The organism is Catenulispora sp. EB89, assembly GCF_041261445.1.
Classification (GTDB): domain Bacteria; phylum Actinomycetota; class Actinomycetes; order Streptomycetales; family Catenulisporaceae; genus Catenulispora.
The window spans coordinates 302,102-316,913 of record NZ_JBGCCU010000012.1 but is presented as its reverse complement, the minus strand read 5'-3'; the positions used below and the strand labels follow the sequence as shown (position 1 = coordinate 316,913).

Annotated in this window: 11 protein-coding genes; 5 read left to right on the top strand and 6 right to left on the bottom strand. The window is 70.5% G+C overall.

The features are described from left to right. Positions 1-909 precede the first annotated feature (909 nt). Positions 910-1,824: a hypothetical protein gene (locus ABH920_RS25850; RefSeq protein WP_370351709.1), complete on the top strand. Its 915-nt coding sequence runs from the start codon at positions 910-912 to the stop codon at positions 1,822-1,824. Positions 1,825-1,881: 57 nt separating this feature from the next. Here the strand turns inward: ABH920_RS25850 and ABH920_RS25845 are convergent, their stop codons facing one another. From ABH920_RS25845 to ABH920_RS25835, 3 genes are all read right to left on the bottom strand, one after another. Then, positions 1,882-2,526: a response regulator gene (locus tag ABH920_RS25845; protein WP_370351715.1), complete on the bottom strand. Its 645-nt coding sequence runs from the start codon at positions 2,524-2,526 to the stop codon at positions 1,882-1,884. 107 nt (positions 2,527-2,633) lie between these two features. Next, on the bottom strand, positions 2,634-3,824 hold the full coding sequence (locus tag ABH920_RS25840) for a histidine kinase (protein ID WP_370351708.1): 1,191 nt from the start codon (positions 3,822-3,824) through the stop codon (positions 2,634-2,636). A 111-nt stretch (positions 3,825-3,935) separates the two neighbouring features. After that, a complete protein-coding gene (locus ABH920_RS25835) occupies positions 3,936-6,149 on the bottom strand; it encodes an alpha-galactosidase (protein WP_370351707.1) in 2,214 nt (737 codons plus the stop codon). Positions 6,150-6,433: 284 nt separating this feature from the next. Here ABH920_RS25835 and ABH920_RS25830 point away from each other — a divergent pair, with 284 nt between their 5' ends. From ABH920_RS25830 to ABH920_RS25820, 3 genes are all read left to right on the top strand, one after another. Then, positions 6,434-6,985: a hypothetical protein gene (locus ABH920_RS25830; RefSeq protein WP_370351706.1), complete on the top strand. Its 552-nt coding sequence runs from the start codon at positions 6,434-6,436 to the stop codon at positions 6,983-6,985. 3 nt (positions 6,986-6,988) lie between these two features. Then, the gene (locus ABH920_RS25825; RefSeq protein ID WP_370351705.1) at positions 6,989-8,212 is read left to right on the top strand and encodes an MAB_1171c family putative transporter; all 1,224 of its coding nucleotides are present in this window, start codon (positions 6,989-6,991) and stop codon (positions 8,210-8,212) included. Between the two features lie 73 nt (positions 8,213-8,285). Continuing rightward, the gene (locus tag ABH920_RS25820) at positions 8,286-10,028 is read left to right on the top strand and encodes a serine/threonine-protein kinase (RefSeq protein WP_370351704.1); all 1,743 of its coding nucleotides are present in this window, start codon (positions 8,286-8,288) and stop codon (positions 10,026-10,028) included. A gap of 7 nt (positions 10,029-10,035) precedes the next feature. Here ABH920_RS25820 and ABH920_RS25815 read toward each other — a convergent pair whose 3' ends face one another. Continuing rightward, positions 10,036-10,494 (bottom strand): cupin domain-containing protein, encoded by a 459-nt coding sequence (locus ABH920_RS25815; protein ID WP_370351703.1) that lies wholly within the window; start codon positions 10,492-10,494, stop codon positions 10,036-10,038. A 246-nt stretch (positions 10,495-10,740) separates the two neighbouring features. Here ABH920_RS25815 and ABH920_RS25810 point away from each other — a divergent pair, with 246 nt between their 5' ends. Then, positions 10,741-11,364: a hypothetical protein gene (locus ABH920_RS25810; protein ID WP_370351702.1), complete on the top strand. Its 624-nt coding sequence runs from the start codon at positions 10,741-10,743 to the stop codon at positions 11,362-11,364. Here the strand turns inward: ABH920_RS25810 and ABH920_RS25805 are convergent. Together ABH920_RS25805 and ABH920_RS25800 are read right to left on the bottom strand one after the other, a co-directional pair. Continuing rightward, positions 11,357-13,480 (bottom strand): prolyl oligopeptidase family protein, encoded by a 2,124-nt coding sequence (locus ABH920_RS25805; protein ID WP_370351701.1) that lies wholly within the window; start codon positions 13,478-13,480, stop codon positions 11,357-11,359. The two genes, ABH920_RS25810 and ABH920_RS25805, sit on opposite strands and share 8 nt — an antisense overlap. Beyond that, entirely contained in the window at positions 13,477-14,805 is a 1,329-nt protein-coding gene (locus ABH920_RS25800) for an MFS transporter (protein ID WP_370351700.1), read from the bottom strand. The genes ABH920_RS25805 and ABH920_RS25800 overlap by 4 nt, the downstream gene beginning before the upstream one ends. Positions 14,806-14,812 lie beyond the last annotated feature (7 nt).

The following is a 14,812-nucleotide window of genomic DNA, read 5'->3' as shown; positions in this document are numbered from 1 at the left end:
TGGCCACTTCACCAAAACCGCCCCCGCCACCTACACCACCGCAAAACACAAAACAACCTTGACAGAACCCTACAAACCCTAACTACGCGGCATTGCGGACCGGACTGGTTCCGTTTACGGCGACGACGCGGTGAGGGGCCCAGAACCTCGGCGACCACAAGCAGCACCGCCGGCAGGCAGCGCGGCGCAGGCAACAGCGTGAAGTGGAGCCGAACAGTCGCGGGCCGCCGCCCGAAAGCAGCACGCACGGGTCGCCCCCTCGCTGTAGAGTGCCCGCCGGAGGCCTCTGGCGCCCACCAAACGCGGCAGACAGCCGCCCACATGACGTGTGCGCAGTGACTCGGACCTGTGCGTGGTCGTGCACGCGAAAACCGCCAGCCGCCAAAGCCCCGCGCTCAAGCTCGACCCGCGCGTGGTCTTGCCCACGAACACCGCCGCCTGCCAGCGCACCGCAGCGCGAGTCGGACCATCGCGCGGTCGTGTCCGCGAAAACCGCCGGCCGCCAGCGCAACCTGCTGCGCTCACCCGAACTGCGTCCCCCAGCGAGGTCACCAAACCTTAGGCGAAGCCGTCAAAAACGCCTGCAAACCCCAGACCAACCGCAACCCGCCCGACACCGCCGCCTAGAGCAAGAGCACAAGCGTCGCGAAAACAGCCATCTGACAGAACCATGCGATCCAGCGGCGCCGGATCATGTCCCTTCCAGATCAGCCGGGATGCCGCTTCCGAGTAGGCCACCGTCCTCGATTCGGCGCCCAGCACCCCCGTCAGCGCCTGGTTCGCCAGTCGTGGCGAATCGGAGCCATGCCCGCTGCCGTTCCCAAGGCCCGGCCGGGTATGGCCAGCCACACCCCAAGTCAATGGCCAGCCGCAGTGACCAGCCATGACGTTCCCGCGATCGTGAACGTCATGGCACACGCAACCGTCTTTGCCCCCGTCCCGCCGACCGCACGCAGCTCGACGCTCTCGACCCGCGTCATCGCCACCCTCTGCGCGCTCCTCGCACTCGTCGCGGTCTTCGCCGCCGCCTTCGTCCTGGCGCCGGGGCCGCTGGCATCAAGCACGTCGGGCGCCAGCCTCGCCAACCGCGACGCCCTCGACAACGCCGCGAAGTCAGCCTTTGTCGGCTACTGGAACGCCGGCTCGCGGACGTTCACCCCGGACATGGCGAGGGTCGTCGACTACTGGCGCCAGTACCACGTGGTCAAGGCGGTCGCCGCCGCGCTACTACTCCTCGTGGCGATCATGCTCACCGTTCGGCTCTGGCGCGCCCTGCTGGGAGCCGGCGCGCAAAAGACCGCTACCCGGATCGGCCTCGCATCCGCCTGGCTACTCGCCTCACTGCTCACAGTGGGAAGCACGCTGGTACTGATGGCCAACATCCAGGGCTCGATCGCTCCCCTGTCCTCGGCGATCACGCTGCTGCCGTTCCACACCTCCGACGCCGGACTGTCCACGGCCTTCGCGCAGATCAGGACCGACCTCACCGGCTACTCGCACGCCAGCTCAAGCACCGGCGCACACCACTCGCCGATCGTCGTGCGCCTGGTCGACGACTGCGGCGCCTACCACGCCGTGATCGCCGTCCTCACCGCGATCGTGCTGCTCGTCATCATCGCGATGAGCGTGACGGTCTGGAAGCGGTTCCGCGCCATAGGCAAGACCAGCTCCCCCGACGACCGCCGCACGCGCCGTCTCCTAGCCGCCCTCGGCACCCTGCTGGCCGTCACCGCACTCGCGACGCTCCTCGTATGCGTGGCGAACACCGGCACCACCGCGGACCCGGCGCCGGCGCTCCTGGGCCTGTTCCAGGGCGGCTGGTAAGTCGGTAAGTCGGTAGTAGGTCGGTAAGTCGGTACGTCGCGATACGTCGGCAGCCGTTCAAGCCCTGAGATAGGCCAGCACGGCCCGCACCCGACGATGCTGCGTCTCGTCCGGCGGCAGCCCGAGCTTCACGAACACGTTCCCGATGTGCTTCTCCACCGCGCTGCCGGACAGCGACACCCGCTTGGCGATGGCCGAGTTCGAATACCCCTCGGCCATCAGCCCCAGCAGCTCCCGCTCGCGCGCCGTCAGCGACGCGAGCGGGTCGCGGCGTTGGCGGGCGGCCAGCAGGCGCGCCACGACCTGCGGGTCGAGCACGGTCGCGCCGGCCGCGACGCGGTCGAGGGCGTCTAGGAACTCCTCGACCTTCGCGACCCGGTCCTTGAGCAGGTAGCCGACGCCGCCGGAGGCGTCGGCGAGCAGGTCGGCTACGTAGGAGACCTCGACGTACTGGCTCAGCACCAGGATCGGGGTGCCGGGCAGCTGCTCCCGCGCGGCGATCGCGGCACGCAGGCCCTCGTCGGTGTGCGTCGGCGGCATGCGGACGTCGACGATCGACACGTCCGGGCGGTGCGCGAGCACGGCCTGGACCGCCGAGGGGCCGTCGCCGACCGCGGCGACCACGTCGTGGCCGTCCTCGGCGAGCAGCCGGACCAGGCCCTCGCGCAGCAGGACCGCGTCGTCGGCGACGACGATGCGCAGGGCGCGACGGACCGGGACTGCGTCACGCGAGTGCGTCGCGGAGCCAGCTGAAGTCGCGGCGTTCGCCGAAGCCGCGGAATTCGCCGAAGGCCCAGGACCCGCCGGAGTCACCGACATGGCAGCTCCGCACTGATCGTCGTCGGACCACCGGCCGGGCTCACGACGTCCAGCCGTCCGCCCACCGCGCCGGCCCGGTCGCCGAGCCCGCGCAGCCCGTGCCCCTTGGCGAACGCCGCGCCGCCGACGCCGTCATCGGTCACCCATACCCGCACCCGGGTCCCCTCCTCGTGCCGCATCCCGACGACGCAGCGCGTCGCCCCGCTGTGCTTCGCCACGTTCGTCAGCGCCTCGGCGACCACGAAGTACGCCGCCGTCTCGACCGCCGCGTCCAGCCGGGGCCGCGCCGAGCCGGCGGCGACGTCCGTGTCGAACTCCGCCGCGACGACGCTGGACGCCACCATCGCCGCGAGCGCCTCGCGCAGCCCGCGGTCGGCCAGGATCGGCGGGGCGATGCCGCGGGAGAGGGCGCGGAGCTCGTCCAGCGTCTCCTGCGCCTGCACCAGCGCATCGCCCAGGGCCTGCCGCGCGAGGTCCGGCTTGCGGTCGAGGTGGTGCTGCGCGCGCCCGAGCTCCAGGGCCAGCCGCACGAGCCGCTGCTGCGGTCCGTCGTGGATGTCGCGCTCCAGCCGCCGCAGGGCTTCGGCCTCCGCCGTCACCGCCGCCACGGCCTGTGCCCGCGCGGTGTCGCGCTCGCGCTCCAGGCCGCGGATCCGCCGGTGCAGCGCCGACACGTCGGACAGCAGCGCCTCGCCGAGCCCGATCTGCACGGCCACGCACACGCGCGTGAACGCCGGCAGCGTGAGCAGACCGACCACGCCGACCGTGAGCGCGAAGGCGAGCCGGCCGCCCGGCGAGGTCAGCCCCAGGCTCAGCGAAATGTGCGACTGCCCGCCGCCCGCGTAGAGCGTCATCGGACGCAGCGCGCCGGGCGTCTCGCGGACGCGGATCGGAAAACTCAGCGTCGCGAGCGCGATGAACCACCAGAGCGCGGTCAGCGCCGAGGTGATGAACACGACCGGCAGCGCCATGACCGCGTGCGCCAGGCCGAGCCACGCCCCCGGCCGCCGCCCGCGCACGCCACGGACCGCCGCGTAGAGCCCGACGACCGCACTGAACGGCGCGGTGAGCAGGTACAGCGACTCCACGAGGGTCCGCCGCCCGATCCGCGCGACGGCCCCGGGGGTCCGCTTCCACCGGCCCGCCGCCGGGGCGGACGAGGTCAGGGAGGGGACGGCCATGCGCCAAGGATAATTCGGCGGGGCTCGGGAGGTGCGGGGCGCGCGGTGGGACCGGGACCGGACCGAATCGAGACCGGCCCCAGCCCCAGCCGCCCCTCACCTCACCTCACCTCACGGCACCAACGTCCACGCCTGGTTCTGCCCACCGTTGGACGGGTACTGGATCACCGCCGCCCCGGCATTCGTGCTCCCGCCGGAGACGTCGACCATCTGCCCGTCGTACACGCTCTTCAGGCCGATGACGCCGGGGCCGTCGTCGACCAGGGTCCAGCGGGAGTTGCTGTTGCCGTCGTCGGAGAACTGGATCAGCTGCGTGGCCGCGGTGGTGGTCGGGCCCGGGATGTTGACGAGCTTGCCGCTGTTGGCGTTGACGATCGTGTACGCGCCGCTGCTCTGCCGCACGAACGTCCACTTCTGGTCGGCCTGGCCGTTGTCGGTCCACTGCAGCAGCGTCGCGCTGTCGGCGGTGGAGTCGTTGTTCACGTCGAGCCGGCCGCCGGTCAGCAGGTTCTCGACGCGGTACGCCTGGTTCGCGTCCGGCACCGGGACCAGCGTCCACTTCTGGTTCGCGCCGCTGTTGGACGGCCACTGGATCACCGGTGCGCCGGAGCTCGTCGAGGCGCCGGAGACGTCGGCGAGCAGGCCGTCGGAGGAGGACTTCAGCGTGTAGGAGCCGCTACCTGTGGGGACGAAGCGCCATTGCGTGTCGGCGGCATGGTCGTCGCCGGCCTGAACCAGCTGCGCGCCCTGACTGCCCGACGGGACGGCCAGCTGCTGGTGACTGGTGCGGTTCAGGACCTTGTAGCTGCCGTCGCCGACCGGCACCAGCTGCCATTCCTGGTCGAGCGCGTTGTCAGCACTCTGCTGCACGATCGACGAACCCGACGTCGCCAGGTTCAGTCCGCTGTTGGCGTTGACGATGTTGTACGACATCGCCGTGTAGCCAACCGAGCCGGTCGGCACCACCTTCAGCAGCGTCGCGCCATGAGCCGGCAGCGAAACGCTGTAGCCGGTGGCGAAGCTGCCGAGGTCGGAGTGGGACCAATCGTCATGCACCGTGGCTGCGGAGCCGGTGAACCCGATGTCCTTCCAGTTCACCGACGTCGTAGCGGCCGAACCCGACAGGTTGAACAACGCGACCGTGTAGCTGCCGTCCCCATTGGCCGCATACCAGGCCTGCTGCTGCGTCGTACGATCCACCGCCCGCGCCGGATGTCCGGCCTGGTCAACGGCCAGCACTTCACTGTTGGTCAGCAGACCGACGTCAGTGGAATCCAGGTTGGTCAGGTCCACACCCAGCGTCAGGTTCGAGTTCTCGATCGCCCACAACGTCAGCTGCGTCTTGCGCTCATCAAGGGTCAGGCCGTCATTCGACCCGTTCCCGACCTCGATCGAGTCCAGATCGTTCCACCCTCCCGTACCCCCGACACCGATCCACGGCTGCACATCGTTGAACCGGCCGCTGACGTTGTTCCAGTCAGTCAACGGGAACGAGGAGTTCGAACCGCAGTAGCACTCGATGTCGCCATCGATCCGCCAACCGTTGGAGTACTGCTGCCACGACGCGGCATCGGCCGTCGTCAGCGAGTTGGACAGCTCCAGGTGGATGGTCCGCCCCGTCTGATTGAGCGCGGTCGACCAGTGCTGGACATCGGCGACCCCCTGCGAGTCCCCATCGTTCGGACTGACACCGTCGATCTTCAGATAGTCGATGCCGTAGCCCACGAGCTGGTCAGCCCAGGAGTTCAAGAACGCCTGCGCAGCCGTCGGGTTCTTGCCATAGTCGATGTAGTACATCCGACCACTGCCGAAGTTGTAGTTCGTCTCGTAACTACTCGTATTGGAGACGATGTCCCGCGCGTGGAACGACGTCCCCGCGATCGGCGTGTTCTGGTTGTAGGCCGCGACCGGGATCCCCGGCGTCAGGTACATCCCGAACTTCTCCCCGAGCGAGTGGATGTACGAACCCAGATTCGCCATCCCGTCCGGGAACTTGCTGCTGTCCGTGACCCACCGTCCGTTCGCGTCGACGGTGCTGGCCGGATCGAGGTACCAGAAGTCGTCGAGGTTGACGTACTTGTAGCCCGCGGCGACCAGCCCCGAGCTCGCCATCCCCTGTGCCTGGGCCTTCATCTTCGCCTCGGTCGGGGCGTTGCGCAGGAATGACCAACTGCTCCAACCCATCAGCGGCGTGATCGCCGCACCGTTGCTCTGCGCGTAGGCCTTCGACTCCCCGCCGTCGTAACAGAAGAGCGCCAGCACCGCGGCCACGAAGACGGCGAGCAGGCGGCGCGGACCGGGACGTGTCAATGAAGCGGTGTGCATGACGTGCTCCCTGATGGACGGTGTAACGGACCGGGAATCAAACAGGAAGACAAGCAAGTTAACAGAATGAATCAGAGTTCTACGAGTGGAGTAAACGGATTCGACCGATAGACGTCAAGAGGGCGGACCCGGCGGTTTTCCAGCGAAGGCTGTGCTGTCCGGACTGTCTGTGCTGTCTGTCGTGTCTGCGCTGTCTGTCGTGTCTGTGCTGTCCAGGCTGTCCGGCCTCAGCGCGCACCGGCCGGGGCCTGTGCGAGTCGCTATGATCGGCAGGGGGTGGAGCGATGGCCAACGGCCGCGGCGACGACCGAGGCGGCAACCACAGCGCGGACCGGCTGTGGGACCGGTGCCGGACCATGGTCGACCAGCTCGACCTGCCCGAGCCGTTCGACGCCGAGACCTTCATCGGCGTGCTCGCCCGGGAACGCGGACGGCCGATCGGCCTGCTGCCGGTCGCCTCCCGGCCGGACGCCCCGTGCGGGCTCGTCGTCACCACTCGCAACGCCGACTGGATCATCTACGCCTCGGACACCGGCGGCGTTCACCGCCAGCACATCCTGCTGCACGAAGCCGCGCACATCCTGTGCGGGCACACCGAGCGCGGGGCCGACGGCGACGCGATGGCCGCCGCCGCGCGGGCGCTGATGCCGCACCTGCCAGCCGAACTGGTGCGCAGCGTGCTGGGCCGGACCGTCTACAGCGAGCCCGACGAACGCGAGGCCGAACTCGTCGCCTCGCTGATCCTGCAGCGCGTCGAGCGCCGGGACCGGCATCGGGCGCGCGGGGCCGACCGGCCCTCCAGCCTGGACACGCTGTTCGCGGTCTTCAAGGACTGACGGGTGTCGGACCTCGCCGCGTACCTGGCCGCCGCGGCCCTGCTGACGTTCTCGGTGTACCGCCTGCGCACCGACCGCAGCGGCGCGCCGCCGTACCAGGTACAGCACTACGGCTACGGACTGATGATCTGCCTGGCGCTGGCCATGGCGATCCTCGCCCCCGCGACGCCCCAGCTGCTCGCAGACGTGGGTTTGAGCCGCGTGGCGGAGATCCTGTTGGGCGACTGCGTGCGCATCGCGGCCGTCAGCGTTCTGATGTTCATGGCGTACGTGGTCGCCCGGCGTCCGGTGCGCGGCCTGCCGGTGGTCGCCGCCGTCGTGGCGCAGGTCGCCAGCATCGGCTGCTTCGTCGCGGCGCGGCCCGTCATCAGCGTCCCGGACGATTCGCTGGTCACCCACGGACCGGGGCGGTGGCTGCTGGCCGGGGACGACGTCGTCTTCGCCACGTACACCGGATGGGCCCTGGCCGTCGCGACGGCCGCCTTCTGGCGCGAGGCGCGGCGGGCCGGGCCCGGGCCGGTGCGGACCGGGATACGGCTGTCGCTGGTCGCGCTGGCCGTGGGCATGGTGTGGACGGCGTGGACCGTCGACGACATCGTCCACGTACTGCGCACCGGCGTGCAGGACGGCAGCGAGGACCTGGTCTCGAACGCACTCGGTGCGTTGTGCGCGGCCTTCATCGTGGCCGCGACGCTGGTCGCGAAGTGGCACACCGGCTACACCGTCGTCCGCGAGCGCGTCCACACCTACCTGGTCTACCGACGCCTGACGCCGCTGTGGGAGGCCGTGCGCGCCGAACTGCCGGAGATCGCGCTCGACGACCGACGTCGGCTGCTGTTCGGCGGCCGATCGCTCGACTTCGCGCTCTATCGGCGGGTCATCGAGATCCACGATGCCCGCCTCGCGCTGCGCCCTTACGCTCCGGAACAGGTGGCCGAGGCCGCGGGCGACGAAGCGCACATCGAGGCCGCGTCCCTCGCGGCGGCGTTGGCGAACCACCGCGACGGACGTCTGCGCGCGTCGGGCGAGCCGGTCCGTCACACTGAGGCCGCGAAGACGGTCGCGGCGGAGGCGGCGTGGTTGGCTGAGGTCGCGAACGCCTTCACGCACATGGGGAAAGACTCCCGGCACGCCTCGGCGGCTCCGGCGGCTCCGGCAACTCCAGCGACTCCAGCGACTCCAGCGACTCCAGCAACCTTGGCATATTCCGGCGAGGACGGGTCCTGAAACCCGAGCCCTAGACTTCGTCGGGCGCCCCATAATGGCAAGGACGCCGTACAGGGGGAGGCAGCGCGTGATTATGAACGGCAACGTACACAGCGTGGGACCCGCGCCGACCGATCGGATGGGGCCGTACCTGCTGCTCACGCAGCTCGGGTCGGGCGCGATGGGGCGGGTGTTCCTGGGGACCGACGCCGACGGACGGCAGGCCGCGGTGAAGGTGGTGCGCTCGGATCTGGCCGAGATCCCGGCGTTCCGCAAGCGGTTCTCGCGGGAGTTGGAGGTGGCCGGGAGGGTCCACTCGCCGCGGATCGCAGAGATCTTCAACGCGCAGGCCGACGGCGAGCGGCCTTGGCTGGCGACCGAATACGTGCCCGGCCCGACGTTGCAGGACGCGATCGAGCAAGGCGGCGGCTTCGACGACACGCGTCTTCGTGCTCTGGCCGTGGCGATCGCCCAGGCGCTGCAAGTCATCCACGCCGCAGAGGTCGTGCACCGCGACCTCAAACCGGCGAACGTACTGCTCGGTCCGGACGGCCCCAAAGTCATCGACTTCGGGGTGGCCCGCGCACTGGATGCCTCCCTGCTGACCAACACCGGCCAGACTCTGGGCACACCCGCGTATATGTCCCCTGAGCAAGCCGACGGAAGCTCTGTAGAGGCCGCCTCCGACGTGTTCGCCCTGGGTTCACTGCTGGTGTTCGCCGCTACCGGCCGACTCGCGTTCGGCGACGGCGCACCGCTGGCGATCCTGCACCGCGTGGTCAACAACGAGCCGGACCTGGAAGGCGTCGCCGTCGCCGACGATGTTCTGCGTCGCCTGATCAAGGGCTGCCTGGCCAAGGATTCTGCGGATCGTCCGACTCCGCAGCAGATCATCGACGTGTTGGGCGAGGCCGCGTGGCAGCCGCTCGCCGGCGTCAGATGGCAGGAGCCGCCGCTCGGCGTGGGACTGCCGCTCACCGCCGGGGACGCGGCCGACCTGCCGACCGTGGCCCTGGCGTCCAAGCGGAGCGGCAAGCGCGTCGCGATGATCTCCGGCGCCGCGGCCGCCGTGGTCGTCCTGGCCGGCGTCGCCGTCGTCGAAGGCAGCGGCGGCAACGGGAATCCGACGACGGACGCGCTCCGGGCCGGCAGCACGATGTCCAGCAGCCAGGACGGCGGAGCGTTCCCGCCCGCGCTCGGGTCGGCCAGCTCCGGTGGCTCCGGCAGCTCCAGCAGTTCCAGCGGGCCGGCGCTGGCGGGCGGCAAGCCGTCTCCGACACCGAACGGCTCGGTGACGCCGCCGAAGCCCGCCGGCGTCACCACGGCGGCGCCGAGCAGTTCGGGGCAGATCACGGTCACGGTGCCCGCCGGCGGCCCGAACGGCGGCGGGCCGGTGACGACTCCGCCGTCGACCACGACCGCCGGCAAGCCGGTGACGCACCCGACGACGCACCCCACGACGCCGACCACGCACTCGACGACTCCGCCGGCCCCGCCGCATTCGCAGACGCCGCCGCCCGCGCACAACCCGCCCGGCCCGATGGGGGCGGGCGATATCAGTGTCTGGATTCCGAACTGGGTCGGCATGGCCACGGTGGACGTGTCGTGGAAGGCGCATTCGGACGCGACGAGCTACAGCCTGCACTACACGATCAACGGCACGCCCGCGACCGACCAGACGATGTCCGTCGGCGGGACCAGCTACTCCTACCAGATCCCGGCGGGAAGCACGACGTGTCTCCAGCTCGCCGCGGTCAACCAGTACGGACGATCGGCGATGTATCCGAGCCCGATGTACTGCGTGAACTCGTTCGGGCAGGTGGTCAGCGGCGGGTGAGCAGACCTCAGAGAACGAGCTCCTGGTCGTACTTCGCCAGGATCGACTCCATCGCCTCCCGGCTCGGGCGCCCGGAGACGGACAGGCCCGCGGCCTCGATGAAGAACTTCTCGAAACCCGCCGGGGTGAGCGCGACCAGGATCGTGCTCGGCCCGTCGGCGATGTTCGTGAACGAATGCGGGTGCGTGCGCGGCACGTGCATGAAGCCGCCGGGGCCTTCCTCGGCGGTCCGGTCGTCGCAGCGGAGCCGGAAGCGGCCGCTGACGACGTAGAAGGTCTCGTCATGGCCCTGGTGGCGGTGCAGCGGGGCGCCTTCGCCGGGAGCGAAGGCGGACTCCAGGATCGCCAGGGATCCGGCGGTCTGCTCGCCGGCGAGCTTGACGACGTACGGGCCCGGTACGTGGAAGCGGCAGCCTGCTCCGGGCGGGAGGAGTTCGGGTTCGCGGGTGGCGTTGTCAGTTGTCATGCCTCACCTTGTGCCGCTCGCGCCGCTGTGGAGAATCCAGCCGCCCGGCTTCGTCGGAAACCGATGTCAGGGGTCTTCTGGCGCCGGTTTCCGACATGCCCCCACGCGCTCACCTGCTGTGATCTTTTGCCAGCTGAGAGCCATACCACCAGGCAGAGCGGTTGAAAAGAGGAGGGGTCCTCGGAGGCTGTCATTACGGTGACGCCATGGCCTTGCAACGGCCGATGTCCCGAGAAAGGACCATCTGTGAGCACCATTGAGCCCCCCGCCCGCCGCAAACACGCGAAGGACAGTGCCAAGCGCCTGCGACGCGTCGTGCCCCTCGTCACCGCCGCCACGATCAGCGCCTCGCTGGTCGCGGCCGCCGCCGGCCCGGCGAGCGCCGCCGCGCAGGAGCCCACACGGTCCGGCGACAGCACGGCGCCGACCGCGGCGCTGCTGGCGGCGGCGCGCTACGTGCAGGCCGGCGACGGCCGTGTCAGCATCGAGACGGCCGCCGCCGAGAAGACCGGGACGGCGATCCACGTCGCCACGGCCGTCCCGGCGGCGACGCCGAACACGACCTACCAGATCCTGCCCGGCATCACCCTCACCATCGACAACTCCGGCGTCCAGCTGAACCTGAGCAAGCAGGCGGTCACCGAGGTCGAGAACGTCATCGGCTTCGGCCAGACCGTCGCCGCCCTCGTCGGTCCGATCCTCGCCGTCGCCGGCGTCCCGAACGGCGCCCAGATCGCGAGCATCGTCGGCGCGGCGCTCGGCGTCGGCAACGCTTTCCTGAAGGTGTGTACGGCCCCTGACGGGAGCGCCACGTTCACCGTTCCGTGGCTGGGCATCCCGTCCTGCAGCGGCCTGAGCATCTTCACATAGTCAGGGCGAGGTGTTCCGCGAGGAACACCATGACGTCGGCGAAAAGCTCGACCGTCGCGCCGATGCCGCGGGCCCCGTGGCCGACACCGCGCTCCAGGCGGAGCAGGATCGGGCCGGGGCCCGCGGACGCGTGTTGCAGCGCGGCGCACATCTTGCGGGCGTGCAGCGGGCTCACGCGGGTGTCGCCGTCGGCAACGGCGAGCAGGACGGCCGGGTAGCGCGCCCCCTCGCGGACGCGGTGGTACGGCGAGTAGGCGTGCAGGACGGCGAGGTCGTCGGGGTCCGCGGCCGTGCCGTACTCCTCGCGCCAGCTCGGGCCCATGCCGGAGGCCTCGTAGCGCACCATGTCGAGCAGGGGGCTGACGGCGACGACGGCCGCGTACTTCTCAGGGTGCTGTGTCATCGCCGCCGCGACGGTCAGGCCGCCGTTGGAGCTGCCGAGCAGGCCCAGGCGCGCGGGGTCGGTCCATCCGTCGGCGATGAGCCAGTCGGCGGCGGCGTCGAGGTCGTCGAAGGTGTTCTGCTTGGCGGCACGGCGTCCGGCGTCGTGCCAGGCCTGGCCTTCCTCGCCGCCGCCGCGAAGGCACGCGAACACGAACACGCCGCCGCGCTCGACCCAGGCGAGGGCCTGTGGCGCCCAACCGGGGACGATCGACGCGCCGAACCCGCCGTAGCCGCTGATCACCGTCGGACGCGGGCGGTCGGGGTGCCCGGTCGGAGACAGCACGAAGGCCGTGACGAGCGTGCCGTCGTGGGAGGGGAACCGCACCCGGCGCACGACGCAGCCCTCGATGACCGGGGTTCCCGGCGCGGCGGCCCACGGTGCGACCGAGCCGGAGCGCGCATCGGAGCGCACGTCGTAACGCAGCACACTGATGGGAGTGATGTGGTCGGTGTAGCCGAACCACGCCTCGCGGCCGTCGGGCGCCGTGCGCACCGTGCCGACCGTCCCCGGGCCTGGAAGGGACAGCTGGTCGACCTGGACTCCGGTGTGCGGATCGTGGACGGTGATCTCGGAGACGGCATGGCGCACGCGCGTGACGAGCAGCCGGCCGTCGAGCACGGCGACCTCGGTCAGCACCGCCTCGGGATCCTCAGCGACAAGGACGACAGGCTGTGAGTCAGGTTCGGGCGCGAGGAGTGCGGCAGGGCGGACAGCTTCCAGCCGACCGTTCGGCGCGTCCTGGAAGGTGATGAGGTAAGCCGTGTCCTGCGGCTCGGTACCAGCGGGAATGACCAGATCCATGCGTGCTGCACCGGATCCGACCACCCGGCGCAGCATTGGCGCCTCGGGACCGGAAGCTGCGAGATCCGCCAGCCACAGCTCGGTCGCCGGATCCGCGCCACGCGTCACCGCAACGGTCAGCCAACGGCCGTCGGCGGAAAGCCTCGGCGTATAGAAGTCGTCCATGGCCCGACCCTCGCCGAACACCACCGCGTCCGTCTCCGGGTCGGCACCGAGTCGATGCAGCCGAACCCGGCGGTGATAGCGCTCCTCGCCGGGGATCTCCTCCGGCGGCCGCCGCCGCGCGTAGTAGAAGCCGCTGGAGTCCGCCAGCCACGCGACGTCGCACCGCCGCAGCCGGTCGATCGGCCCGTCCACCACCCGACCACTCGCCACGTCGAGCACCACGAGCAGCGTGTCCTCGGTCCCGGCCGCCGAGTACTGCACAGCGACCAACGACCCGTCCGAAGACGGCTCCCAGCACTCCAGCACCGTCAGCCCGCTCGGATCCTGGACGAGCGGATCCCACAAAATCCGCGCGCCACTCCCCCGGGCATCGGTGACTCGCAACGCCATCTGGTCACGACCCGGCTCGCGCAAAGTGTCGAACAGCCTTCCCCCGCGCGCGACCGGAGCACTGACCGACCCGACGTCCAGCAGGTCCGCGATGCGTCGGCGCATCGGTTCCAGCAGGGCCCAGCCGCCCCGACGCGCCGCGTACAGCTCCTCCTGAGCAGCGCTCCACGCTGTAGTGGCCGGATCGGACTCGTCCTCCAGCCACCGATACGGATCCGCGACCGGGATGCCGTGCAGCGCCTCGACCGGGCCGGTCCGCGGAGCCGGCGGATAGCTCCCCACAGCGACCTCAGCATGCTCATTCAGGACACTCATGTCGCCTCCAATGAACCAGGTCCGCCATCATCGAGTCCTGATTCCATCCCCGCAGCCGGATCCGAGTGCAGCACAAGATCCGGCTCCAGCACCGGGACCACAGCCTCCACCACCGCCGACAGCGACCCACCCCGCAGCAGCGGCACCGCCGCGACCACCGTCCCGGCGGCGATCAACACCGCCAGCGCCACCCACGTCCGCCCGATCCCCGCGTCCTGCAGCAACAGCCCTGCCGCCGCCGGACCCAGCGAAGCCAGCCCAGCCATCAGAAAGTCGGCCGCGGTCGAGACCCGGCCCAGCAGCTCCCGCGGCGACTCGGTGAGCAGCGCCTGCCCGACCAGGATCCCGGCCGGCGGCGTGAGGAAGACCAGCAGCACCAGCACCGGACCGACCACCAGCGGCGTCGGCTCGACCGCGAACGCGATGAAGCCGAACGTCCAGATCACCCCCACCGCCAGGAACAACGGACCGGGTTCCAACAACGCGAGCACACGCGGCGCCGCCAAAGCCCCGAGCACAGCACCCGCCCCGGCGCACGCCATCACCAGCCCGATCACCGGCCCCGCAGCGTGCTGTTCGCGCAACGTCACCACCACGGCCACCTCAGCCGCGGCCCCACCCAAGTTGAGCAGCGAGCCGAAAAGCAGAGCCCTGAGCAACGCCGGCCGACGCGCCAGCCAGCGCACGCCGGCCAACCCGCCGCCAGCGGCCCGCGCGGACACCGGGTCGGCAGCTCGCGGCCGGGTGGCCATACGCAGCAACAGAATCGCCGAGACCGCGTACGACATCGCATCAGCGGTGAACGGCAGGATCCGGTCCACGGCGAACAGCCAGCCGCCCAGGAACGGACCCACCAACGTGGCGGTCCCCATCGCGGCCTGTTCCTTCGCCAGCGCATCAGAGAGCTGATCGTCGGAGACCACGTCCCGAACCGCGATCCGGCTCGCCGGCCCGAACACCGCCGTCGCGCAGCCCTCGACGATCGCGACCCCGAGCAGCTGCGGATAGCCCAGTACCCCGAGTCCCGCGGCCAGCGGAATGCTGCCGAGCGCCACCAGCCGGACCAGGTCGGCGCCCAGCATCAGCCGCCGCCGGTCCGCGCGGTCGGCCAGGCCGCCGGCCGGCAGCCGCAGCGCCAGCCGGGTGACCAGGGAGAAGGTGGCCACCAGCCCGGCCCGCGCGGCGCCCTGGCCGAGCGAGAGGACCAGCAGCGGGAAGGCGATCAGAGACATCTGCGAACCCAGCGTCGACAGTGTCGAGCCGGTCCAGTAGCGGCGGAAGTCCCGGTTCTCGCGCAGGATTCCGGTGCCGGCGGTGCCGGTCATGTGTGTC